A 25,355-nucleotide genomic window follows, 5' to 3' on the forward strand; every position below is an offset into this window, starting at 1 on the left:
GCAGCCTGTAAGCTGCCAATGAGCCTGCGACTGCAAGGAATCTCAGCTTTCCTGATACAGCCAGTTGCGAATGATCGAAAGTGCTTCTTCCGGGTGCTTTTCGACAATCTCGCCGATCTTCTTGACCGACGATGCCTTAACGCGGCCTTCAACCTGCGACAGGTTGATCAGCTCTTCACCGTCATCCATACCAGGTGCCATCGGAACCGGTGCCGGGCCTTCAAGGGCCGGGGTTCCGTCAGCAGTCATGTCATCAGCCAAGAGCTGACGCTGTGCCATGTCTGCTGCACTTGGCAGGGTTTCGAACGCACGGGTAAGAAGCGGGCGAACCACCAGCAGGATGACGAGGATGGCAACGATGGCCAGAACCAGCATCTCTGCAATGCGGAAGATCTCAGCTTTATCAAGACCAAGGAACGTCTCGATTTCTTCATCCGGGAACAGATCGCCGGTATCGGCAAACTGCATGTTGATGACTTCTACCTGATCACTACGCTGGGGATCATAGCCAATGGCGCTACGGACAAGGGCAGCGATCTTTTCAAGGTCTTCAGGCGCACGCTCCTGATAAAGACGATCACCGTTTTCATCGGTGGTGTAGGTGCCATCAACCAGGACCGCGACCGTCACACGGGAAATCTCGCCGATTTCCTTGATCTGCGTGGTGGTGGTTTTGGAAATCTCGTAATTGACGGTTTCTTCTGAACGGTTTTCCTGGCTTTGCGTACCAGCACCACCTGCGCCACCAAAGTTGGCATCAGGCAGGTTGTTCTGAAGGGTGACCGGGTCGGTACCCTCGGTCTCCGAGTTGGTTGCGGTTTCTTCGATCGTTTGGCTGGAACGCACGACCCGTTCATCCGGGTTAAAGCGCTCATCAGCAGTCGTGATCTTGTTGAAGTCCATCTCGACCGAGACTTCTGCGCGCACTTCGCCATAACCCAGCGACCGCGACAGCAAATCTTCGATGGTATTGCGTAGGCGACTTTCGGTGCGGATGCGCATTTCATCAGCGGTTTGAGTCAGGAAGGTCGAAGATTGCTCTTCACCATCACCGCGCGCGAGCAAACGGCCGCGCTCGTCAATAATGGAAACCTTGCCCGGATCAAGTTGCGGAACAGCGGCCGCAACAAGGTGCTGAATGGCAACAACCTGTTCGGGTTTAAGTTCACCACCCGCCATTTTGACCGCGATTGATGCGCTGGCCTGCTGGGTTTCGCGTGAAAACATCTGCCGTTTTGGCAGAACCAGATGAACGCGCGCCTGCTGAATGGATTGAATGGATGCGATGGTGCGGGCCAGTTCCCCTTCAAGGGCGCGAACATGATTGATGTTCTGCTCAAAACTGGTGGCGCCAAAGCCATCTGCATTGTCAAAGACTTCATAACCAACCGAGCCGCCAGCTGGCAGGCCGCTTTCCGCCATCGAAAGGCGCATGCGGTTGACTTGGTCGCCCGGAACAAGAATTTCAGTACCGCTATTGAGCAGTTGATATTGAACTTGCTGTTCTTCAAGACGGTTCACAATCTGGCTGGCATCGGCCGGGTCCAGATCACGATACAGCAGTTCCATATTGGGGGCAGAAACACGCAGGATCAGGAAGGCAAAGAACACAAGCAGCAATATGCCTACACCGCCGACTGCCATCAGGCGTGTAGGTCCTAAACTCTTGAGTGTTTGTAACAAGCCGCCCACGTTCGACTGCTCCGATACGAAAATTTACCACTGTCCCCGATGCAGGTCGGTCCATACGGAATACGACCAGCATCTACAACGAATAGTTCTCCATGCTGAAGAACAGGTTAACAACCGGCAATTTTTGCCCAGTCGTCTGATTCAAATTCGTCAGTGATTTGAATCATTTGAGTCTTTGTAGATCGGGTTGGCCTGCACTTTATGTAGTGAGTCATGTGGCCAAAAAGAAGCCCGGCACAAGTGCCGGGCGAGTCTCTATTGATGCAATATGTCTCAAGGCGCGCTAACGCCCTGAGACAGATATCAATTACCGTTTGATACGGATCAGCTCGTCGAGCATTTCGTCAGTGGTGGTAATCGTTTTGGTGTTTGCCGAGTAGGCACGCTGTGTGACGATCATGTTGGTGAATTCTTCACCGAGATCGACGTTCGAGCCTTCAAGGGCAGAGGCCACAACGTTACCCGCACCGTTCAGGCCCGGTTCGCGCAGAAGGTAGTCACCGGATTCTCGGGTCTGGCGGTAAACGTTACCAGTGTGGTTTTCCATTTCATCGGGTGCTTCGAACGTTGCGATTGCTAGTTTGTAAACCGGACGTTTGACACCGTTGGCGAATTCGACCTGGAGGAAGCCTTCCTCCGTCAGGGCGTAGTTCACCATGGTACCAGCCTGCGCACCGTTCTGGTTGATGAAGTGGGTAGTGTAGTTGACCTGGTTGCCGTTGGCATCTGCACCGGCTGCAAACTGGGTGATACCGTTACCAAGACCGATCGTACCGAAATCAAGCGAGATGGTGCTGTCATCCGAACCGTTGGTCCATTCTGCGGTAATGTCTGCATCTGTCAGGTCACCGGTGGTACCAACCGTAACAGCACCGATGGTAGCTGCAACACCAGTGAAGGTCGAAAGGTTACCAGAACCGTCAAAGGTGATGATACCCGCCTGGATCAATCCGTTCGGGTGATCCGTGACGTCAAGTTCGCCAGTGGTCGTGTTGCCGGTAAGTTCGAAGCCCCAACGGTTTTGGCCCAGTTTGACAACCTGAAGGTTGACCGTATGAGCCGAACCAAGCGAGTCATAAATTGTAACTGGCATAGTGTTGTCTTCGGCGACAGTACCAGTTGCAAGGTTACCAGCAACATAGGTCGGCGCCAGCGTGCCCGGAACGCCCGGAACCGTGATTCCAGTTGCACTGAAAGGCGTGCCGGTGACGTTGGCAAAGGTAACGCCCTGGTCAGCAAATGCTGCCGTCAAGGTCAGGGTATCGTTGGTGCCCGTCGTCGTTGTCGTCGCAGCGATACCAGTTACAGCACTAATCGCAGTGGCGAGATCTTCGAGTGTATCGCCGGTGCTGATCGTGATGTTGGTGGTCGTACCGTTATGGGTAATCGAGAACTGGTCACCGTTGTTAATACCGGCCAGTGTGGTCAAGTCAGTGGTGTCATAATCCAGACCAGTCGTGGTCGACGTTGCTGTGCCGCCCGTTACCGCCGTCTCGTCGGCGTTAAGGTTTGCACCGAATTCGATCGAGGTCGTTGACGCTGCTGCGGTCAGGATCGAGTTGATGTCGAGAACCTGAAGATCGGTGACAGCAGAACTGTTGGACGTGGTTACGTTACCATTCGTGTCAAGCAACTGACCTTCGCGATCAGTCGCCCAACCCTGAACATAGTAACCTGCAGTGTTGCGCAGATAACCATCATCATCAGGTTTGAAATCGCCAGCACGGGTAAAGAACAGCTCGTCGTTGGTGCCCGGGTTCGCGTTATCACGGACAATGAAGAAACCATCACCGGAAATTGCGGCCGCAGTCGTCGACGAAGTTGCCTGAAGCAACCCCTGCTTGCTGATCAGCGCTGTCGGATGGAACCGCACACCACCTGGGGTGTAGCGGGTATCCGAAGCAGATTCAGTCACAAGGGTCGAGAAACGCCCGATGGTTCCCTTGTAGCCGATTGTGTTGAGGTTAGAGATGTTGTCCGAGATGACGCCCAGGTTCTGAGACTGCGCATTCAGGCCGGAAACACCGGAAATCATTGCACCAAAAAGGCTCATTTTTCTTCTCCTGCACTTACAGGGTGTTGATCAAATCCGGATGAATGCCCTTAGGCAGCTTCGTCCTGCTCGTCACTTCCGGAACCGTCACCGGCAGTGTCTTCTGTTCCGCTCGCACCGAGTTTCACGTTGGTGAGGGTGGAGAACGGAACGGAGACGTCACCGATGCGGAGATAAATGTCGTCATCGTCGATATCGACACTGTCGACAGAACCAATGATACCAATCGCGACAGAAGCGGCTTTGCCCTTCTCGTCCTTGAAGGTATCGCCGTTTGCAGCCAACGGTTTGACAACCAGCGTGTAGGCACCTTCGGCTTGTTCAACGCCGCTATTGTTTTTGCCGTCCCAGGTAAAGCTCTGGAGGCCGGAAACGTCGGTAAGTTCTTCAGAGTAGATCGTTTTGCCTTCCTGATCCTGGATCTGCAGCTGCAGACGCGGAACTTCTGGCGAAACGTTGTATTTGTATTTGAGCTCACCACCTTCTTCGAGCCAGTTGGTATCCCCAACGGCTTCGATTTCGGCACCGACATAAGACAGTGCGGAAAGCTGACGCTGCTGACTTTGCATCGCGATCAGGTTTTCAAGATTTTTGTTGCTCTGAATGCCTTGCTCAACCTGGGCGAACTGGCTCAACTGGTCGGTGAATTTGTCACTTTCCATCGGCGAGGTCGGGTCCTGGTTCTTGAGCTGTGTGGTCAGAAGCGTCAGGAACGTGTCAAAGTTCTGTGCCAGTTGGCTGGCCGAACTGCTTGACGCGGCGTTCGTATCTGACGCTGCAAGACCGACATTGGTCAGGGATGAAATGGCCATGGGATTGTCCCTCTACCTTTTCCTAAATCCGAATATCGACAAGGCCGTTGGGATTGATCCCATAGCCAATGCCAACATGTTCGGCGAGTTCGGCTCCGCTCAGGATGTCGCCGTCATCGGGGCTGCTGCCCTGATCGGCGGTCATCCGTGATTGGCCTTTGCCTTCCTGACTCTGGCCACCTTGATCTCTGTGTTCAAAGGTGAAGCTTTGACTGTCTGCATTCAGGCCGGCATCCTTAAGAGCCTGCTGCAATGCACGTGAGTCCTGGCGCAACATGTCCAGTGTCTCGCGTGTATCTGCCTGAATAACGCCCTGGATACGGCCATCGTGGCCGATCTCCATCTTCACATCCACGCGTCCAAGATGTTCCGGACGCAGCTGGACTGAAATCTTGTCAACACCGTCGCTTGCGGCGTTCTTGATCGAAACTGCAACTTGCTGCTGGACCTGTTGTCCCGGTGCCTGACGCGCGGTCTGCGCCGTTTGGCCACCGGTGTTGGTCTGATGCAGGCTGTTGGTGCTACCCGGCTGACCATTGGCGACCTGCGCTGTCGCCTCGGTGCCACCAGTTGCGGTTACACTCCCGTTCGCAGCAGTTGCTTGCGCTGCATTGGGATTGTTTTGCATGTTCTGTGCGCCAGCTGCGGCTGCCATTGCTTGCTGAGCTGCTTGGGCAGTTTGTGCCGGGTTGGCTGTAGCAGCTTGTGGCGCATTCCCGTTGGTCGACTGGCTGTTGGCAGTTGCATTGCTGATACCGGTGGCATCGGCCTTGGCTTTGCCATCACCAGTCATTGTGTCCATGACACGTGACAGGAATTGATCCGACGTTACATCATCCGTCGCTGCTGCTTCTGCACCATTAAGAGCCATCTTTGCCGAAGATGCGGCAACTGGTTGTGACAATGCGGTAGAATTCAGCAAGCCATTCGTGCTGGCTTGAGCGGCTTGTCCGGCAGCACCGTTTGCGTTCGCGGCATTCTGGGCCGCGTTTGCACCAGCAATTGGCTGATTGGCCGCGGCCTTGGCTTTTGCAAGATCAATTGCTGCTTGCGATCCCGGAAGCGGAACGGTCTGCGCCGGTTGATTTGGGTCTGCTGCGCCGTTCGGGTTTGATGCGACGACATTTTCATCAACTGACTGTTCCTCGGCGGCTGCAGATTGAGACTGTTCTGAACCAGATCCGTTGCCATCGTCATCATTGGCATGTGCTTCTGCACCATCGTTCTCGGAAGTGTCTGCGTTATCTGCATGCTGGGTATCACGATCCGAAACTTCTTCATCGCGATGGCCTGCATCCATATCACGGCTTTCGTCAGACGCATGATCCTCAATCTGGGCGTGATCGTCACGATCAGAACGTTCTGCACGGTGAGGCTCGTCATCACGGTAATCGTTCGAAGCGGAATAGTCCGCATCGTCGTGATCGGCAGGATTGTGCTTTTCATCCAGATCAGCGCGATTGTTATCCCACTTGCTCTGGGCAGATTTTGCCGCGTCATACTTGACCTGGCTGTTGCGTTCAGACCAATTGTCTGTGATTGATGCCATCAGGTCGCCAAAGCCCGAACCCTTGCTTTCGCTAGCGGTTGCGCCCGGAACAGAGACGGTCGGCATTATGCTGTTTGTAATCGCAGAGCTGTTCATGACTTCGGTCCTTATGGAAACAGTGTCAGAACATGTGCAATCGACGGGCCAGTTTTAAAAGTTAACGAAACCCTTAGATTTTCAGCATCTTACAGAAACGTATGGGTAAGGGGCAAAAAGTGCCGTCTCTTTTGACATTCAGGCGACGGCAAAAATGGACCAATGATCTTTGGCGCGTACGGTATATATGTTCATTTTTCACCAAAAAAGGCCTTCGCTTAAACGAAGGCCTTTTTCATGGAAGGTCACAATTCTGGGGGATTGCATTAAGCTGATATCGACAAGCCCGGCCGTGGCGGAGGAGAAGCCTCTGGCTCACTGACAATCGGTGTTCTGACAGGCTCCTTGGCTACTGTAGAGTTTGACTGCTGGGCAGAAATCACAGCCTGTCTCAACTCTCCGTCGCTTCTTTCAGCAAGTTCGGCCCAAGAATCCCGAAGGGGAGTCAACAATGTCACGACTTCTGCCGCAGCTTGGGCGTCGTTGTGTCTGTCGACATCCATTAATCTCAGCAGACAATGCGAATAGATTTGCTCGAGATTAGCCGCGATCTCTCCACCTTGCTCGGTATCAAGAGTATTTGAGAGGTGGGCTAGAAGCTCTTGCGCGCTGCAATTGGCATTGCAGCGGGCCTGAATATCATTGCGTTCGATAGCGTGTTGAGCTTCCTGCAAGCGGGATATGGTCTTTTCAAACAGCATGAACACCATCTTGGCGGGCGTCGCTGTGTTGACCTGTTGTTGCTTGTAAGTCTGGGCGGCGTGTTCGTTCATACGACACTCCTTGGTCTGCGGTGCGTCTCCATAGTGTGCATGTATGACAGAGAAATGTTAATTATTTTCTTTGCCAGCAGCCATCAACTCATCGAGAGAGCTCTGGATGTTTTTCATGCGAGCAAGTGCTGATTCCATTGCAATGAACTGATCCATAAGGACTTCTCGCTGTCGGGCAAGACGTTCATCGATACGGTCGACTTTCTCTTCGTACGAGGTGTTTTGCGTTTCCAGATCCGCAATAGCCTGAGTAAGGACGCCACTTTCTTCGTCCAACATAGAATCAAGTTCGAAGTAAAGTTGTGATCCTATGCCATTTGTTGTCGTAATGGTTGCTGCGTCTGCTGCGTTTTTATCGCCGCTGTAAAACAGACGAAGACCATCTTCGGTTACAAATGAAGAACCGGTTACTGTTGCGACCAAGCCTGCAGTCGTGACGCCGTTTTTCGTGACATCATATGTCACGCTGTTGATAGCACCTGCAGCTGCGTCAATAGTGAAGTCGTAGGTTGCTGCGCCAGTCTTGCTGCTAAAACCAGTCATTGTAACATCTGAATTATCCGATGTACTGCGGAACTGGAACAGCTCCATGACTTCGCTTGGGTTGTTCAGCAAAGCTTCATTCAACGCTGTTTCGTCGATCTCTAGAGTTTTCTCCAGGTTCGGGTCTTCACTTGCGCCATAGCCCAAGAATGTGATGCCGATTTCTGCAAGTACAGTGTAGTCATCTTTGCCAACCCGGTCCGTTACGCCATCGGCGAAGGTTCCTGCAATGGTCTGAAGGGCCAACTCAATGTTCTTGACGGCAGAGTTGCCCAAAAGAACAGAGTCTTCACCAGCTTCAAACGTCGCCGGATCGATATAGGTTTTTTCGTTGATGAAAGACTGGACCGCGTTATAGGCGTCAACAAAGTCAAGAATTGCGGACTTTGCCTGGTTAAGGTCCTGTTCGACTTCAATTGTGACCTTGGTACCGGGCTCTGCGTCATATAGGCTGACCGATAGGCCGTCGATGAGGTCCGAGAACTCATTTGAGCTTCGAGTGACAGCAATACCGTCAAGCTGGATTTGCGCATCATTGCCGTCGTCAATGACATTGGCGGCGTTAATGGTCGTCGGGTCGGTAAGGACACCAAGGTTTTGCAGGACTGCGCCAGTGTCGTCGCTAAACGACATACGGTTCACAACACCTTCTTCAGTAGATGTGAAGATAATCGTACTCTGCGTATCGGACACTTTGACCACAGAAGCCTGTACGCCAGTGCTGTCTTTGACGTTATTAATCTTGTCTCGGATGTCCTGCAGTGTATCACCAGCATTTACTGTGATCGTCGAACTGCCGGCACCGCCGGTGACAGTGAAGGTACCGGTTCCAGAGATGCCAGTGACGTCAGCACTGGCTGCAACAGCTTGGGTGGTGCTGGAGACCTTGTGCTTACTCGCAATTTGATCGATTTCGAAAGTGTAACTGCCTGTTTCCGCTGCATTAGTCGCGGAAACGCCGATCAGCGAACCTGCATCGGTTCCATCTGAAGACGCAAAGATCTGTTTGGACTCGAAGATGTTCTTCGAGTTGTCAAAACTTGTGGCTCCATAAAGGTTTGCCATCGAGTCTTTGAGCGTGCCAATGAGCGTTTGGAGGTCTTTAAGAGCCGTCAGCTTTTCGTCATTAGCTTCTATGCGTTTTTCAAGATTGTCAGCCGGAATGCGGCGCGCAGCAATCATCTTGTCTACGGTGTCAACGAAGTCAATGTTCGAAGACCCACCGGACAGCTGTACGCGACCGTTGTCACCAACATAGATATTGTTAAGATTCAGGCTGCTCATCGGTTTAGCTCCCTGGGCGCTAATCACTGGCAAAGTTTAGCGGCATTAGTGCGTATTTCAACTATTTAGCCGCAGCAAAAAACGTGCCGAGAGTGCCCAATCTCTTGGTTAAATTTCTTCGTCAACGATACTGCCAAGGAATTCCCGCATCTGGGAGAACAATTGTTGCAGTTCTTTCGACGGAAGTTCGCGGAGGACTTCGCCACTAGCGCGATCAGTTACCTTCGCTACGACGCGGCCCGTGTCTTGGTTGAAGTTCAGTTCAACTCGGGCATCGCCGTTAGAGATCTCCGGTATATCAAGGCTATCCAAAGCTTTCTGAAGTTTGGCAGCTTGCGTGTTGTCGTAAGACTTAACGCCAGAGTCTACAGAAGATACGGTTGTCTTCGGGGCAGTGATTGCGGGCGCAGAAGGGGCGGATACAGAAGCCTTGGCGTTCTGAGCCGGTGCATTACTGGAAGAGTATGTGCTGATAATTTCCATTTGACCCTCCTATGCCACGCTTGGCAAAGGATAAACCGGATATGAGGTGAGGGGAAGTCCCCTCACCTCAATTCGGATATCCGGATTACTGCAGGAGACGCAGAAGGTTCTGCGGCATCTGGTTCGCCTGAGCAAGCATCGCTACGCCAGACTGTACCAAGATCTGCTTCGAGGTGAATTTGGTCATTTCAGCTGCAACGTCGAGGTCCATCAGAGTTGAACGGGCCGATTTGTTGTTTTCCTGAGACGAAGCCAAGTTCTTAGCTGCAAAGTCAAGGCGGTTCTGGCCAACACCCACATTTGCACGTGCGGTCTGCAATGTATCGATTGCGGTATCAAGGCCAGCAATCGCAGCCTGTGCGCCTGCGAGCGTGCTGATATCAAGAGCAGCAACCCCAAGAGCAGCAGAGCTAACCGACGTCAGGTTGAAGGTCAGACGGTCAACTGCCGCGTTGTTGCCTGCGCCGATCTGGTAGGTCAGGGAAGCCGGACCAGTTTGTGCCGCAACATCAAAGGTGTTGTTGGCGGTGATATCAGTACCAAACGCAAACGCGGAGTTCAGAGTCAGCGTGATGCCAAGAGCGCCAAACTCAACGTCAGCGGTCTGCGCACCCGTCAGAGCGGTCACACCAATGTCATCCAAGTCAATGGACTGCGAGAAGTTCGCCTGGTTGGTGTTGGTCAGCGTCATGGTGTTGGTGGCGTTGTCGAAGGTGATCGAGATCGTATCCGCAGCAACAAGGCCAGCGTCGCTGTTGATTTTGAATGCTGCAATACCGTCGGCAGCTTCAATGTTCGTACCAACAGCCGTCGGGTCCACACCAAAGGTGGTCTGGCCAGAGAGCAACTGAACGCCGTTGAACGAGGTAGAGTCAGCGACGCGCGAAACTTCGAGGTCAAGTGCTTGGAATTCGTCGTTCAGGAAGCCACGTTCAGTGGTGGACAGGTTGTCAGAAGCTGCCTGAACAGCCAAGGTCTTCATACGGGTCAGAACGTCGTTGATGGTGGACATACCGCCGTCAGCGATCTGCAGCATCGAGTTGGCCTGACCAACGTTAACCGTCGCTGTTTTGAGGGCTTCAACTTGGGAGTTCAAACGAGCGCCGATTGCCATCGAAGCAGCATCGTCACGTGCAGAAACAACGCGCGAACCAGAAGACAGCTTTGCGAGGGAGCGAGTCGCCATTTCATCAGAATTGCTCAGGTTACGGTGAGCAACGTTGGCGGCATAGTTGGAAATGATATTAAGAGCCATTTTATTTCTCCTACATGGATAGCTCAGAACAACTCAGTGCTGTTCGAGGACTGGCACATCGCCAGACTTGTCGCCCGATAGATCTTCCTGATCAAAGACGACTGGTGTGTTAGTAAATGAAATATACTGATGTATGGGGTTGTTGTCTATAAAAAAGTGAATAAAAAATTAATCAATAATTACAATTGGTTGGCGTGGGCGCGGTGCCGATGGTGCGATGTTTTGGTTGAGGAATGTTGGCAGGAATGACGGTATTTGGATCAAAACTCCAATGTTTTGCGAATTGAACTTCTCGCTTGAGCTCGCGTTTGGGTGGGGACTTACATTGGAAATGAAAAAGGGAGAGCTCGTTTCCAATCTCTCCCCTAAGTCTAAAATGTCCCAGTCATTGGCTGCTTGGTAACTGCCATTAGCCCTGCAGGAGACGCAGAAGGTTCTGCGGCATCTGGTTGGCTTGGGCGAGCATGGCTACGCCAGACTGAACAAGGATCTGTTTTGACGTGAATTGTGTCATCTCGGCAGCAACGTCGAGGTCCATCAGGGTGGAGCGAGCTGCTTCGTTGTTTTCCTGCGAGGATGCCAGGTTCTTGGCCGCAAAGTCGAGGCGGTTTTGACCAACGCCGACATTTGAGCGCGCTGTCTGAAGAGTGTCAATCGCGGTATCAACCCCTGAAATCGCCGCCTGGGCACCCGCAAGGGTACTGATATCAAGAGCAGCAACACCAAGAGCAGCAGAGCTAACCGACGTCAGGTTGAAGGTCAGACGGTCAACTGCCGCGTTGTTGCCTGCGCCGATCTGGTAGGTCAGGGAAGCCGGACCAGTTTGTGCCGCAACATCAAAGGTGTTGTTGGCGGTGATATCAGTACCAAACGCAAACGCGGAGTTCAGAGTCAGCGTGATGCCAAGAGCGCCAAACTCAACGTCAGCGGTCTGCGCACCCGTCAGAGCGGTCACACCAATGTCATCCAAGTCAATGGACTGCGAGAAGTTCGCCTGGTTGGTGTTGGTCAGCGTCATGGTGTTGGTGGCGTTGTCGAAGGTGATCGAGATCGTATCACCCGCAACAAGGCCTGCGTCGCTGTTGATTTTGAATGCTGCAATACCGTCGGCAGCTTCAATGTTCGTACCAACAGCCGTCGGGTCCACACCAAAGGTGGTTTGACCGGAAAGAAGTTGAACGCCGTTAAAGGAGGTTGAGTCAGCGACTCGCGAAACTTCAAGGTCAAGCGCTTGGAATTCGTCGTTCAGGAAGCCACGTTCGGTGTTGGAAAGGTTGTCCGACGATGCCTGAACGGCCAGCGTCTTCATACGGGTCAGAATGTCGTTGATGGTGGACATGCCGCCATCTGCAATCTGAAGCATCGAGTTTGCTTGTCCAACGTTTACGGTCGCAGTTTTGAGGGCTTCAACCTGGGAGTTCAGGCGAGCGCCAATTGCCATGGAAGCCGCGTCGTCACGGGCAGACACAACGCGCGTACCCGACGAGAGTTTGGCGAGCGAACGAGTTGCCATGGTGTCAGAATTGCTCAAGTTGCGGTGAGCAACGTTGGCTGCATAGTTAGAAATGATATTGAGAGCCATCTTTCTATTCCTACTTGGGTTGCGCGCGGCGATCTGTCATTTGTCACCGAAGCTTTCCTGAAGTGCACCAGGCATACAAAATTGGTGCAATCCATCGCTCAGAAGGCACTTCTGAACATAAGTCTACAATCTGAAGGATATTTACGCAAGAGGTGTGCCAGTTTCTTCGATCATGGTTGGGCGCTTCTTTGTGTTTATTTCTGGATGTTTAAGCCATTGGTGCAGTTAACTCAGCAAAATTTGCCGATTAAGTTGCCCGGTAAATCTTACCGGGACGGCTTTCGACACCAGAACTGGTACATCCCTCTAAAGGTATCGGGATAGCGCTCTTCAAACTTGTGCCAAAGGTCGAGTTCGATGCTTTTGGCGCAAGATGGGTGTTCTTTCCGGAACTGGACAAGTGGTTGGGGGGTCGGGGTCTCAAAGCCAATAAACTCAAGTTTCAATTTCTTGAGAGCATCGGAAATTTCCGGGATGGTGAATCGATGCTCTTGCACGTGAAAAATGAGGTCTCTGCATGGGCTAAGACTATAGAAGTCACCTCTCATGCAGAGTTGGATCAGTTTTGGGTCCCCTTGTTCGGCAGCAGCAATAATATCCTGCCGGCATTTGCGCATTTGGTCAGGGGTGGAGCCATAACCGCCTTTTTCAATGAATTCTCTTCCCGCAATGATGTCCGGTCGGCCCTTTTCGCTGTAAAGGCCAATCTTCATTAGTCCACCAGGGCGCAAGATATTCACCAAAACGCTCCAGCCCTTAATTGGGTCTGCCATATGATGAAGAACTCCACCACATTCGATGACATCGAATTGTCGATCCAATTTTTCAAGCTCAAGTATGTCGCCCTGAATGTAGTCAATATTGCTGACGTTCATTTCACGACTTTTGCGCAATGCATAAGACAGGCTGCTCAGGCTGAGGTCGACTGCCACCAAACTTGTGTTGGTGAAACGCGAGGCTGCTTGAATTGCGTGTTGCCCTGTTCCGCAACCAGCTACAAGGGTTTCCAGTTTTGCGGGCGGAGTATAACCTTTAAGATCAAATGACAAAGGTGCTGAGCAAAGAACCTCTTTGATTGGTTTGGCTGTCAGCTTGGAAGTATGAATCCATCTTGGGTATGGATTTTCTTCGTATTGCGCGCGAACTGTCTGAGATGTGGGGTCGGCAATTTCAGACAAAGTAGGAATGGTCTCGCCGAGGGCTTTTTCTGTTGCCGGGGCTGTGATCTGCAAATCAAAAACAGCGGACGCTGAGCTGTTTTTGGACGGATACTTGATCAAGCTGTTCCAAGAAGCAGCCTTAAGCGGCACGTAGCAGCCGATCAGCATCCACAAAGTTTCTTGAACTTCAATGCCGCTACTAAGTTCGGTTTCAACCTTTGATATCAGCTTCTCGAGTTCGGCACGTTCTTCATCTTCGATGAAGTAAGCATACTCATTAATGAAGCACTGATGTGCAAGTGCTGCGATAAACGCGTGCTCGTTTGAGAGGCTTTCGTCACGCGATGCTTTGGACAAAAGAGCTCGGCGCATACCTGTGAGTAGACGCTCTACGCGCAGATCGGCAACCGGGACCCGTTTTAGCAAGCTAATGAAAAGGTTGGAGCCGACGATGTTCCGGACTTGGTTCAGTAGGTCGGGGCCGTCGGGAAGATCTGCTGAGTGATCCAGAAGGTCTGCAAATTCCTTTCGATGGCGCAAGGCGCTGACGATGGGGAACATCAATGATGCGGGTGAGAGATCAGTCTTTTCCAGCAGTCGCAGCAGCGATGTTTCCAAGTTGTCATTCGTCTCAGTGAAGGTCATTCCGGCAACGCAGTCACTGAATGCAGACCAATGGCGATCTTCGTCAGGCGCCATGTTTACTGCTTGACTATGCAGTTTGATGGCTTCCTGGTAGCGAGACAATAGCTGCAAGGTTATGCCCAGTGACGTGAGAATGTCAGCATCCATCGGCGCAAGCGCATTTGCTTTCAGGTAGGCCTGTAGCGCATTCTCATAGTTTTGCAGCTTCGACCAGAGATCACCAATCGCCTTGTGTGCCTCAAGATTATTTGGGGCCAGATCGACGGCCTTCTGGTAGCATTGCAGGCTTTCGTCGAGCTTTTCGGTCGTTGCCAGAAGGGCGCCAAGGTTCTTGTAGGCTGCAGCGTAACTTGGTTTGATCGATATCGCTCTGCGATATGCTGCCTCAGCCGCTGCGTTGTTACCCGACGCAAAAAACGCGACGCCGAGGTTGTTGTTTGCTTCTGCATTTTGCGGAGAAACGGAAAGCGAGCCCCTAAGAAAATCTATTGCTTTCTGGTGGTTGCCGGATTGAAGAAAAGCAACTCCCAGCAAGTACATTGCTGTCGGCTGTTGGGGATCAATCGACAGGACACGGGAATAAATCGCGACGGCATTCGTCAGATCACCAGCTGCATGGAGGCCACGCGCAGTGACTAAAAGTTCCTGTATCTCATCATTTCCGATCGGCGCTCCTGCCGGCGGAGAATTCACATTCGAACTTGGGTGCGGACTGTTTTCTTTCTTGTCGCCTGACGGGCTGTCGCTTTTTTTCATTGTCTAGTTTTACAGGTCAAGCTGCACTGGATAGCGATCATTGTGCATAACATGCTGCCATGCAACTTGGCGTCCAGTATCAACGATGATCGGCGCGCGAACATTCGTCGACATTTTTATGCCTTTGCCGCCCGGGGCGCTTCGGATCGTAACGACCATCAGGATAGCCATATCCGAAGGTGTAATCGCCAAACTTTTTTGGGCGACCATCAAATCCTTGTCATCGTAAATCTCGCTTTCCATGTTGTAAGGGGCAACAAAGAAAGAAAGGTTTGCGTCTGTCAGGCTTTGATAAAGCTTAAACTGATCAAGTGCGGCGTTTGGGATGTTGGCCAGTCCGAATACATGGTGGTCAGGGAACCCTAGCAGCCCCACTGGCATGTAGATGCCCTTGTCCCAGCTGAATTCGATGTCTCCAAAGCGTGTTTCCACTGTGACGGATTCAGGTGTCTCGTTGTCTGCGACGTTTTCGGTTTCCATACCCGCAATTCTCCGGAGGTCGAACGTTATAATAAATGTTCAGCGTCAGGTTTAGGCTCTTTGCATCCTAACTTTACGCTTTTCAATTCAAAAGATAATTACCGCAAATAGTTAGCTAAAGATAAATCTGCAGCTCTAGAAATCGAAATAAAGCTGGCTTGCAATGCTGTTTCATACTGGGAAAGCTCAGCAAGTGTCAGCGGCACATCAACCGTTTCAATGTCGCTGATTGCTTGGGATGCGAACACTTTGAAGTCTTCGTGGCGGGCTTCAAAACGCTCAATATTCGAGATATCCAGTCCGATTTGCCCTTGTACGTTCGGCAAGTCCTCAATCGCTTCGGAAATATAGCCCATGGCAACCACAAGCGCATCTTCATCTTCTGTTGCTGCCATCATTCCCAGTCCCTGAATCAGTTTCTGGAAAGAAGGATTGTCAGCCAAAATGCCGTAGGAGACATTGTACTCGTCATCTACACGTACATCCAAGATTTGCTTGTCGCCGTTGTAGTAATCAGTATCTATCCTTGGGTTCGGAATCTTTTCCATTCCCAGCACAGTCAGCAGGTCACCAGTCCCTGTCTCGGTGATTGTGATAGATCCGTTGCCGACATTCTCAATATTGAGGCGGTTAGTGTCTGAGTCTCCCAAGCCGCGCAAGGACGCAATCGCACGGTTTGTTGTCACACTGTTGATTGCATCAAGAATATCCGAAATGTCGTCCGTCGCTGCGTTATAGTTGACCGTCGACGTGGAGCTATTGCCATTTACATCAGTGCTTACAATTTGAAGCTGCCCGGTTGTAACGCTCAGACTTGCCAGCGTTGTGGAGCCTGTGAGGTTGTTACTGTCGTCGCTGATGTAGTTATCCGGTGCCGACATTTTTTCCAAGTCAACGGCGGGCTCTTCCGACCGGCCTCCTGAAAAAAGATATCTTCCGTCAAGACTGGTGTTGAGGAGGTTTGCAACCTGCTGCAGGGCTTGAGTGGCCTGGCCGCGTACGTTTACATCGCCAGCTTGCTGTGCAGAACTTGCCTGAATGAGGAGTGTCTTCATCTGCGTAGCGATGGTTATCATGCTGTCTACAGCGGTTTCCATGCTTTGCAAGCGCAGTTTAGCCTGCGTTGTGTTACGCAGATATTGTTCCGCACGGGTGTACTCGCCTTCAAGATTCAAAAGGCGCTGCGTGCTATTGGCAATGCCAGCATAATCACGCGATTTGTAACCACTCGAGGACTGGTTTTGAAGATCAGTCACGCGTGCTGCATTTCGGATCGCAAGATCCGAAAGAAGGGTATGGTTCGTATATGTTGCGACACGCGTTACCATGATGCTCTCACTTTCCTTTGCTCATTTTAAACTGCATTGAGCAATGCATCAAACATATCTTCAACCGTGCTGATAACTTGGGCTGATGCCGTATACGCACGCTGAAAGATAATCAGGTCTGACATTTCTTCGTCAAGGTTGACGCCAGCTTCGTTCTGAATTCGAACGCTCAAGTCTGTAACCAGGTTTGATTGAAATTCGAACGAGCTCTCTGCAACCTGTGTTTTGGTTGCAGCGGTTGCAACGATGCCTGCGGCGTAATCAGTCAGTGAGGTGCGCTCACCAGACAGACCGCCAGCAGCTTCAAAGTTGATGTCCGAGCGTTCAAACGCGTTACTGATTGCGAGTGCTGAGCTGTTGTCGCCTTCGTGAACGCCAAAGTTGATCCCAAGTCCAATCACTGTTGTCAAAGCGTCCGCATTCGGAAGTCCGCTGTCACTGAAGTAAAAAGCATCACCATCTGCGTCCACGACATTCAGTTTGTAGCCACCAATTTGGCTGTCAAATACAACTGCTGCTGTAATGTTGTTGTCAGTCAGTGTCGCACTATTATTGATGCTGTCTGCAATATCCTGCAGCGATGTGTTACTGTCATATGTGATGTTAACGTCGGTAAAGTCACCACTTACAGTCAATGTATAGTTGAGCGGAGGGGGAACCAGCGGCCCGAGGTTCGGAATTGCCGAATTTGGGTCAACGACTGCAGTAGACGTCGCATAGGTGTCTGCGTTCATCTGGCCACGAACAATACGCGACGGGTCATTTTGAATAGCGGGAGCAACGTTCATATTGCCGGCCAAGTTCGGCTGATCTTCGGTGAAGCCGATTTTTGTCGCCAAAGTCCCAGAGTCATTAATTGTGATGTTGGCTGTATAGTCAATGACCAAGCGGAAGCGATCACCGTCCTCGACCAGGAACGCCGTTTCCTCAGCTGCAGCGGCTGTCATGCCAGCGCCTTGAAGAGCCGTACGAATGCTATCTCTGATGTTCTCGAGTGTGTCTGTCGCTGTGTAGTTAACGGTGATACCGCCTACCAGAACGCCACTTCCTGCTGTGATAGTGAATGAGCTTGCTGTTGCGCCAATCGCCGTCGTCGAGCTTGATTGCGGTGCGGACGTAATCGTGTCAGCGCTTTTGGCTGTTGCAATGAAATCGTTCAAACCGAAATAGTGCGACATGCCCTGCTGGCGGCCGTCACTGGTCGTAATCTGGCTGTCCAGTTCATTGATCGCGACGCGGTTGCCATTCTGGCCTTCGATCACCAATTTGTTATCGACCAGCGACGCAGTCAGGTAAGTGCCTGCGTCTGAGCTGTTGATTGCGGTGATTATCCCTTGGACTGTTGCTGGAGTGGTTGGCAGGGTGATGTCTGCGTAACTGTCGGTCGCGACAAGATTGCCGTCTGCATCAAGTGCCGCTACCCTGAACGCACCTGTAGCGGTCAGCGGGTCACTGGTTGCAACTGTGCGATTGCCAGAAAGGTTCGCGGGGGGCGGAAAGGCCGTGCCCTTATTGTGTTCTTCATTGATCGCATCACGAAGTTCACCGGCCAGTTCATTGATCTGGTCGTTCAGTGCCGGGATTTCAGAGTCGCGCATTTCAAACAGGCCCTTCAACGTACCTGTGCGCAGTGTGTCAGTGATGTCCGTGCCACCAAGTGATATGCCAGATCCGCCAGTGCCAGGCTCAAAGCCGGCGGTCTGGGTGAATGTCAATTCACTGGGGGTGCGATCAAGAAGCGTGTTCGCGCCATTGGCCGAATAGATCACCATCGAGCCGTCACTACGTGTGAAAGTCGTTATATCGATAATCTTGGCGAGCTCATTCAGCTTCTGATCACGTTGATCTTGCAACTCAGTTGTTGGCTGGCCAAGGTTTTTGAGGCGAATAATGCCGGTATTGAGATCTGCAATCTCGCTCAGCAACGAGTTGGCAGAGTTGACTTCATCGGTAATCTGATCATCGATGTCGTCGCGCATGTCTTGGAGCTGGCTTGAGAGCTTTTCAAACGATTCCATGACCTGAATTGCGCTTTCAATCGCCTCGATGCGCGGTGAGTTCTGGTCTGGTGTTACGCCCAGCTGTTCAAACGCATCTGCAAGATCGTTGATGCGCTGGCTGATCGCTGCAGTAGATTGCGGCGTGCCAAACAAAGTCTGAACGCGTTGGAAAAACTCAAAACGTGCTTCCTCACGGCCTGCCTTGCCAAGGTCAACGCGTAGCTCGCGAACCAGACCTTCGTTGACGTTGCGGTAAATGTCGGCCACTTGCGAACCGGCACCAATACCGTCAAGGGTCAGGGTTTCCTGACCGGCGATCTTTTTTGAATAGCCAGCAGTGTTCACGTTCGAGATGTTCGACGACGTGATCGCAATGCGGGACTGGGCCGTGTTAAGGCCAGAGATCGCTGTGTTGAGTGCCTGGGTAAGTGACATGATACGCGCCTTTACTCTTAGAGCGTTTCATTGACGCTATATGCGCCACCGGTTTTGTTCATCGTGCGTCCATAACCGCCGAGCGATGCTTTGCTGGTTTTGGCAGAACGTGTGTAGGTCGTGCAGTCTTCCTTCGACTTGTCATTAACTGCGCGAACAATCGCCTGAACCATGCGTTCGTTGGTCGCCTTTGCCGCCTGAAGCACATTCATGTTGCGGCGTGCTGCTTCCTGGAATTCTGCCTGGAGCGCACGAAGTTCGGCGCGGTCTTCTTCTGGCATGGCGCGGAGTTCTTCACCGCGGCCACGAAGTTTGACGACGATCTGCTCATATTGCATCGACAGGGCAGATTTTTCCGACAGGAACTGCTCATATTCATCTGAGGTCAGTGACCGCAAGCCCGTTGTTTCACGTTCCAGCAGGGACATCAGGTCATAAGTCACACTTTTCAGTTCGGTAACCAGATCTTGGGTGGTCATTTTTTACCCCTCCTGGACTTTGAGGATTTCGCGTGTAACAGCATCTGCAATTCCGATGCCACCCGCGTGGGTCATCTCTTTGGCGTATTCTTCGACCAGCATCGAACGCATCATGGTTTCGCCGTGGCCACCACCAAACGTCTCGTTGGTTTCGATGCCTGCAAACATATGGCTCAGCATCTGGCCAAGAAACATCGATTCAAATTCTTCACCGGCTTTTCGCGCTTCGGCCTCGGTCTTGATGTGACCATCGGTAAGCGAATTCATCCGCGCGGCGATGTTGTTCTGTGATCCGTATTGTGCGCTGGCCTGGGCTTGCGCCATCAATGCGGTGGAGCCGTCGGTCATCATCACATCACCTCGATTTCAGCCTGAAGGGCGCCAGACGTCTTGATTGCCTGCAAGATCGTGATCATGTCGCGCGGGCCAACGCCAAGGCTGTTTAAGCCATTAACAAGTTCCTGCAGGCTGACACCGCCATCCATGATCCCGAGCTGATTGTCGTCTTCTTCATCAACTTCGATGTTGGTGCGGTCGACCGTCTGCGTAGTGCCGGTTTCCGAGAAAGGCGACGGTTGCGAAACCTGCTGGCTTTCGGTGACGCGGATGGTCAGGTTGCCTTGGGCAATCGCAACGCGGTTGATGCGGACATTCTCGCCCATGACAATGGTGCCTGTGTTTTCGTCAATCACCACACGCGCGATCTGATCGGGCTCAACACGGAGCTGTTCAATATCGGTCAGAAGGGCAACGACGTTTTGTTCGTAACGCTCCGGAATGGCCAGGCGAACAGTACCCGGGTCACTTGCGCGTGCAGTCACTTCACCAAGGTAGGCATTAATTGCATCGGACACGCGCCGTGCGGTGGTGAAATCCGGGTTGCGCAGGATCACGGACATGTCCTGCATGGAATTTAGGTTAAAGTCGATTTCACGCTCAACAATCCCGCCATTGGCGATACGTGCAGAGGTCGGAACGCCTTTGACAATCGTTTCCGCATCGCCACCGGCCGAGAAACCGCCAACCGCAAGGTTGCCCTGGGCCACAGCATAAACTTCGCCATCCGCACCAACCATCGGGGTCACAAGGAGCGTACCACCCTGAAGGCTTTCGGCCGTGCCGATCGCGCTGATGTTAACGTCAATACGTGCACCCTGACGCGAAAATGGCGGCAGGGTTGCGGTTGCCATAACGGCTGCAATGTTATCTGATTCAAGGTCTTCAATCTGTTCGCGGACATTGATACCCAGTCGTTCAAGCATGGCGACCATGCTTTGACGGGTAAATTCTGCATCGCCCAGATCATCGCCGGTACCGTTCAAGCCAACCACAAGACCATAGCCAACCAGCATGTTGTCACGTACGCCTTCGAAATCGGCGATGTCCTTGATACGGGACTGTGCGTGTGCCGGGGCAGGGGCAAGCTGCGTCAGGGCGAGCATACCCAGTGCGACTGTCATCGTCGCTTTGCGTGCTATTTTGCCAAGACCTGTGATCATACTTTTCATTCCGCTTTACTTTGGGATGCATGGCATCCGGCAAATGGGCGATGGATATGTTCAATCGCGTTACCCGACACATTAGCGAAAATCGTGCCAAGTTCGGGGGAACCTGGATGTCTCCATACTCTTCGCCGGATTCCTTGCATTCCTGCGGTTTGGCTCAAGCCCTGCTGGCACATTTGGCGTTGAACCACCGCAACCCGGCATTTTTTTCCCGTTGCGCGCTTGCCGGGATTAAGGGAGACTCATGATATGCAATCCCATCAGGCATGGCCTTTATCGGCCATGTGGTGATCGGCCTTGGTTTCACAGGCGATCAGATTGCATATGAATATTGCTTGAGTTTACCACAATAGAACGGAAACGGGTCATGAAGGTTAGCGGTTCCAAGGCTGCCGGTACGAGCGGATCATCCCGCAAAAAAGCGACTGGTGGGTCTGGCGGTAGCGGTTTTGCCGATACCATGCGTTCACTTGACTTATCTGGTGGTGCAAGCGGTTCGGGTGGGGTGCATAGCACCGGCTCGGTCAGTGCGCTTGATGCATTGCTGGCTCTTCAGCAAAGTGGCGATGCGCTGGACTCCCCGAAGAAGGCCGCGATGCTGCGCGCCAAAAGCCTGCTTGAGCAACTTGAAGCCGTTCGCGACGGTTTGCTAAGTGGTCAGCTATCTGGTGACCGATTGAAGCAACTTGTCGGTCTTGTCGATCAGCAACGCGAAGCAATTGACGATCCTGAACTTTCTGCGGTTCTTGACGAGATTGACATGCGTGCGCGCATTGAGCTTGCGAAACTGGAAGTTTCAGGGCTCATTTGATAGTTAAATTTGCAGTGTTTTACAGTGAAAAATCGCAGATTTCTGCCGGTTAGAGCGTAAATCAGGATTTATTTGTTCAATCGGCTTGCACGCTTGGCGTGCTCCCTCTATATTGCCGCGCGATCGATGAGTCCTGTATAGAGGGCATACATGACTATCACTTTACCACCTGACTATCGTCCTGCAGAGGACGAAGAGTTCATGAACCCGCGCCAGCGGGAATATTTCCGGCAGAAACTTCTGACCTGGCGGGCAGAGCTTTTGCACAAATCTTCGGAAACATTAGCGAACCTGCAAGATGGCGGGCTCCAAGAGCCGGATCTGACCGACCGTGCGTCGGCTGAAACTGATCGGGCGCTTGAGCTGCGTACACGTGACAGGGCGCGCAAGCTTATTTCAAAAATTGATGCTGCTTTGCGTCGAATTGAAGACGGATCTTATGGTTACTGCGAAGAAACCGACGAGCCGATCAGCTTGAAAAGACTTGAAGCTCGTCCGATTGCGACACTGAGCATTGAAGCTCAGGAACGCCACGAACGGATGGAGCGCACACGCCGCGACGATTGATCGCGACGGGTGTAAAAAAGATAGAGGATCAGGCAAAGCCGATCCCGGTCATGCAATGACATGGCATAGTGGGAGATTGCTGGTTAGGGATAGCCAAGATCTAAAGCCCGGCCGTAAAGGTCGGGCTTTTTCCGTTTCTGAGCCATGATCAAATGCAAAAAGACCACCCGTAGGTGGTCTTCTATACGTGTCGCTCTGACTGACAGGAACCCAGAAGCAGGATCAGTCAGGAATGCGATATTTGCTTAGAACGGCAGGACAATATCGAGGATCTGGCTGCCATAGCGCGGTTGCTGAACATCCGAGATCGTCCCGCGTCCGCCGTAGGAAATACGTGCTTCTGCAATCTTGTCGTAATCAACTTCGTTCGCAGAGCTGATATCTGCAGCACGGATCACACCAGCAATCTGGACTTCACGAACTTCGCTGTTCACGCGGATTTCCTGACGGCCATGAATGACATAGTTTCCGTTCGGCAAAACCTGAATTACAAGGGCTGCGACACGAAGGCTGATCGCCTCTGTACGGTCGAGTGTGCCATTGCCGCGGTTTGACGAGTTGCTGTTCATGCCGACCATTGCTGTGGGGTCAATTGCTTCGGGCAATACGCCGGTCAGTTCGGCTTCAAGGCCAAACAGGTTTGGAACGGCCAAGTCCTCGGAATTCGTGCGCGACCGCAAAGTGTTGTTCGACAGGTTGGCATTGTCGGACATTTCGACAACGACCGTCAGGATGTCACCGACCTGATTGGCGCGCTGATCCTTGAAGAAGGATCTGGCGCCGGAACGCCAAAGCGAGTTCGGATTGCGTTCCGCGACCTGTGGTGCGGGCATCGGCAAGCTGACCGGGCGATAGTTTTCCGACTGTGTCGGGTTATCGATGCTCGAAAGCCTCGGCGGTTCGCCAACTTCTGAAAGTCGCTTCATTGCGTTGCAGCCAGAAAGCAGTGCGGTGGCACCAATCAATCCGCTGACAAGGGCGATGCGTCGCCAAGAAATTTGTCTGTTTTTACCGGGCATAAGTTCCTCCTGGGTTCCTGCGGTTATCTTCGCAAGGATCGTGCCAGTTATTGGCATGAAATAGAGGAAAAGCTTGCCGGGTACCGGGGTGGCAGTTTTGTTGGGTTTACTGGGACATCGCAGGCAAAGCGCGGACTTCATTTTCCGCAACAACTTCGACCTGGATCGTCTTGTTACTTGTTTGGTTCATAACGCGAATAACATCGCCTTTTGAGCCATTTTCAAGCGCCTTGCCACGTGCAGTCAGTGACATATTGGCGGTTACAAGGCGGATGGTGACCAAAGATCCGCGGCGAACCAGGATCGGGCTTGTAAAATCACGGAACATCAACGGTTCGTTTGGATTGGTCGGGCGAATGATTTCCTTGCCAATCACGTCATTAATGTCTCGGATCGCGCCATTGGGAACCCGTTCGCTGCGGAAATCACGGTATTCAACCTGATCAGGGCGGATAATGCTGCCGCGTGATACCGGTTCCACCAGAACCGGTATGGTCGAAAGCGGGTAATATTTGCCGCTGATGCGATAGGTGCGCTGCTGGGCTGTACGGGCACCGGTCGTGACACTGGCGACAAACCGCTGGGTGCGTGAATTGATCTCGACCGAGCTGACATCGATTTCGTTCGAGGCATCGGTTGGCAGGTGAATTTGCAGATTTTCACTTGATAGATCAATGGTGAACGGACGTGGCACACCCTGCTCGATCATGGCGACTTGAATGGCGTCGCGGATTTCATCCATCGTGATGGTTTGGCTGGCGCGTGTCACGAGAACCTGATCAGCTGTCGTGCGCGGACGCCAGTTGATGTTGTTGCGCTGGGCAATGCCATAAAGCCAGCGATAATCGAGAACAACCTGCTTGCCCGGTTGCGGCGCATGGGCCACGGCGATATCAGCCTGCTGCGGGTCAATGCCGGAAAATAGATCCCCAAGCGTGACATACTGCCCGTCAACCAGTGTTTCCGGTTTCAGCAGGATCGTTGCCGCTGGTTGCTGAGCATTGTTGCGCGAATTGAACCCTTGCGAGGATTGCGCATGTGCACCGCCGCCAAGAAGGCTCATGCCAGATACAGCAGACAGTATCGCGAGCGAGAGGATTATTTTCTTTATCTTCATGCGCCTACTATACCACGGAACGGTATACATCGCGTAAATACAGTTTGCGCAAGTTCGCGATATATATGACCGCGACTTGCGCAAAATCAAAGCCTGTATCAGCGCCTTGCATTATCGCAGGTTGCTGACTGCGCTCATCATCTCGTCAGTGGTCGAGATTGATTTGGAATTCATTTCATAGGCACGCTGTGCCTTGATCAGGTTGGTGATTTCCTGAACCACGTTAACGTTCGATGATTCAAGATATCCCTGCTGAACGGTACCGTAACCAACCGCACCAGGTGCGCCGGTATTTGCCTGACCAGATGCTTCGGTCTCAAGGAACAGGTTGTCACCAAGGGCGTCAAGGCCCGGCGGGTTGATGAAGGTGGCAAGCTGAATCTGGCCCAGGTTCTGAAGGGCAACCTGACCATCAATTTCGGCAAAAACTTCACCATTGGTGTTGATTGTGACCGAGGTGGCGTTGGCCGGAACCGTAATCCCCGGCTGAACAGCATAACCATCCTTGGTGACCAATGCGCCGTTCGCATCAAGTTTGAGCGTACCATCGCGGGTATAGGCAGTTTCACCACTCGGCAGGTCAATCTGAAGGTAACCGCGGCCCTGAATGGCGATATCAAGCTCGTTCTCGGTTAGGGTCAGTGTGCCCTGACCCATGTAACGACCGATTGCAGCCGTTTTAACACCAAGACCAACCTGAACACCTGTCGGAACGATGGTGCCAGTATCAGAAGATGGCGAACCAGCGCGGCGCATATCCTGATAAAGCAAATCCTGAAATTCCGCGCGCTGGCGTTTATAGCCAGTGGTGGTCATGTTGGCGATGTTGTGCGACGTGACGTCCACGTTGGTGGACTGGGCCTGCATGCCCAACGCGCCGATATCAAGTGACCGCATCTGTCTTCTCCTTCGATTGCGCAAACCATTGCGC

General features: G+C 52.3%; 21 protein-coding genes. 2 read left to right on the forward strand and 19 right to left on the reverse strand.

Annotated elements, in window-relative coordinates:
* Window positions 1–42: 42 nt before the first annotated feature.
* The 16 genes from fliF to ACMZ66_RS10345 all read right to left on the reverse strand — a co-directional run bounded on the left by fliF (window position 43) and on the right by ACMZ66_RS10345 (window position 20,904).
* Entirely contained in the window at window positions 43–1,644 is a 1,602-nt protein-coding gene (fliF, locus tag ACMZ66_RS10270; RefSeq protein ID WP_416937024.1) for a flagellar basal-body MS-ring/collar protein FliF, read from the reverse strand.
* A 355-nt stretch (window positions 1,645–1,999) separates the two neighbouring features.
* On the reverse strand, window positions 2,000–3,745 hold the full coding sequence (locus ACMZ66_RS10275; RefSeq protein ID WP_416937026.1) for a flagellar hook protein FlgE: 1,746 nt from the start codon (window positions 3,743–3,745) through the stop codon (window positions 2,000–2,002).
* Between the two features lie 50 nt (window positions 3,746–3,795).
* Window positions 3,796–4,557 (reverse strand): flagellar hook assembly protein FlgD, encoded by a 762-nt coding sequence (locus ACMZ66_RS10280; protein WP_416937028.1) that lies wholly within the window; start codon window positions 4,555–4,557, stop codon window positions 3,796–3,798.
* A gap of 22 nt (window positions 4,558–4,579) precedes the next feature.
* Window positions 4,580–6,202, reverse strand: coding sequence for a flagellar hook-length control protein FliK (locus ACMZ66_RS10285; RefSeq protein WP_416937030.1), 1,623 nt, complete (start codon window positions 6,200–6,202; stop codon window positions 4,580–4,582).
* A gap of 266 nt (window positions 6,203–6,468) precedes the next feature.
* Window positions 6,469–6,975 carry a flagellar export chaperone FliS gene (gene fliS / locus ACMZ66_RS10290; RefSeq protein WP_416937032.1) on the reverse strand — a complete coding sequence of 169 codons (507 nt, stop codon included), beginning with the start codon at window positions 6,973–6,975 and terminating at the stop codon, window positions 6,469–6,471.
* Between the two features lie 57 nt (window positions 6,976–7,032).
* On the reverse strand, window positions 7,033–8,802 hold the full coding sequence (gene fliD / locus ACMZ66_RS10295) for a flagellar filament capping protein FliD (RefSeq protein ID WP_416937034.1): 1,770 nt from the start codon (window positions 8,800–8,802) through the stop codon (window positions 7,033–7,035).
* 108 nt (window positions 8,803–8,910) lie between these two features.
* Window positions 8,911–9,285: a flagellar protein FlaG gene (locus ACMZ66_RS10300; protein WP_416937036.1), complete on the reverse strand. Its 375-nt coding sequence runs from the start codon at window positions 9,283–9,285 to the stop codon at window positions 8,911–8,913.
* Between the two features lie 85 nt (window positions 9,286–9,370).
* Window positions 9,371–10,540 (reverse strand): flagellin, encoded by a 1,170-nt coding sequence (locus ACMZ66_RS10305; RefSeq protein ID WP_416937038.1) that lies wholly within the window; start codon window positions 10,538–10,540, stop codon window positions 9,371–9,373.
* Window positions 10,541–10,949: 409 nt separating this feature from the next.
* The gene (locus ACMZ66_RS10310) at window positions 10,950–12,122 is read right to left on the reverse strand and encodes a flagellin (RefSeq protein ID WP_416937040.1); all 1,173 of its coding nucleotides are present in this window, start codon (window positions 12,120–12,122) and stop codon (window positions 10,950–10,952) included.
* 266 nt (window positions 12,123–12,388) lie between these two features.
* Window positions 12,389–14,683, reverse strand: a complete 2,295-nt coding sequence (locus ACMZ66_RS10315) for a tetratricopeptide repeat protein (RefSeq protein ID WP_416937042.1) — start codon at window positions 14,681–14,683, stop codon at window positions 12,389–12,391.
* Between the two features lie 9 nt (window positions 14,684–14,692).
* Window positions 14,693–15,163: a flagellar assembly protein FliW gene (gene fliW, locus ACMZ66_RS10320; RefSeq protein ID WP_416937044.1), complete on the reverse strand. Its 471-nt coding sequence runs from the start codon at window positions 15,161–15,163 to the stop codon at window positions 14,693–14,695.
* Between the two features lie 98 nt (window positions 15,164–15,261).
* Complete coding sequence (locus ACMZ66_RS10325) at window positions 15,262–16,491, reverse strand: flagellin (RefSeq protein WP_416937046.1); 1,230 nt, start codon at window positions 16,489–16,491, stop codon at window positions 15,262–15,264.
* A 26-nt stretch (window positions 16,492–16,517) separates the two neighbouring features.
* A complete protein-coding gene (flgK, locus tag ACMZ66_RS10330; protein WP_416937048.1) occupies window positions 16,518–18,926 on the reverse strand; it encodes a flagellar hook-associated protein FlgK in 2,409 nt (802 codons plus the stop codon).
* A 17-nt stretch (window positions 18,927–18,943) separates the two neighbouring features.
* Window positions 18,944–19,405, reverse strand: a complete 462-nt coding sequence (locus tag ACMZ66_RS10335) for a hypothetical protein (protein WP_416937050.1) — start codon at window positions 19,403–19,405, stop codon at window positions 18,944–18,946.
* Between the two features lie 3 nt (window positions 19,406–19,408).
* Window positions 19,409–19,753 (reverse strand): rod-binding protein, encoded by a 345-nt coding sequence (locus ACMZ66_RS10340; RefSeq protein ID WP_416937051.1) that lies wholly within the window; start codon window positions 19,751–19,753, stop codon window positions 19,409–19,411.
* Between the two features lie 2 nt (window positions 19,754–19,755).
* Complete coding sequence (locus ACMZ66_RS10345) at window positions 19,756–20,904, reverse strand: flagellar basal body P-ring protein FlgI (RefSeq protein ID WP_416937053.1); 1,149 nt, start codon at window positions 20,902–20,904, stop codon at window positions 19,756–19,758.
* Between the two features lie 373 nt (window positions 20,905–21,277).
* Between ACMZ66_RS10345 and ACMZ66_RS10350 the strand changes: the two genes are divergently transcribed.
* A complete protein-coding gene (locus ACMZ66_RS10350; protein ID WP_416937055.1) occupies window positions 21,278–21,721 on the forward strand; it encodes a flagellar assembly protein FliX in 444 nt (147 codons plus the stop codon).
* 150 nt (window positions 21,722–21,871) lie between these two features.
* Window positions 21,872–22,288: an RNA polymerase-binding protein DksA gene (gene dksA / locus ACMZ66_RS10355; protein WP_416937057.1), complete on the forward strand. Its 417-nt coding sequence runs from the start codon at window positions 21,872–21,874 to the stop codon at window positions 22,286–22,288.
* A 245-nt stretch (window positions 22,289–22,533) separates the two neighbouring features.
* On the opposite strand, the gene flgH is transcribed toward dksA, so the two are convergent.
* The 3 genes from flgH to flgG all read right to left on the reverse strand — a co-directional run bounded on the left by flgH (window position 22,534) and on the right by flgG (window position 25,321).
* Complete coding sequence (gene flgH, locus ACMZ66_RS10360; RefSeq protein WP_416937059.1) at window positions 22,534–23,307, reverse strand: flagellar basal body L-ring protein FlgH; 774 nt, start codon at window positions 23,305–23,307, stop codon at window positions 22,534–22,536.
* 106 nt (window positions 23,308–23,413) lie between these two features.
* Window positions 23,414–24,424, reverse strand: coding sequence for a flagellar basal body P-ring formation chaperone FlgA (gene flgA / locus ACMZ66_RS10365; RefSeq protein ID WP_416937061.1), 1,011 nt, complete (start codon window positions 24,422–24,424; stop codon window positions 23,414–23,416).
* Window positions 24,425–24,535: 111 nt separating this feature from the next.
* Window positions 24,536–25,321: a flagellar basal-body rod protein FlgG gene (gene flgG, locus ACMZ66_RS10370; RefSeq protein WP_416937063.1), complete on the reverse strand. Its 786-nt coding sequence runs from the start codon at window positions 25,319–25,321 to the stop codon at window positions 24,536–24,538.
* Window positions 25,322–25,355: the final 34 nt, after the last annotated feature.

Source organism: Thalassospira sp., from assembly GCF_048059015.1.
GTDB lineage: Bacteria > Pseudomonadota > Alphaproteobacteria > Rhodospirillales > Thalassospiraceae > Thalassospira.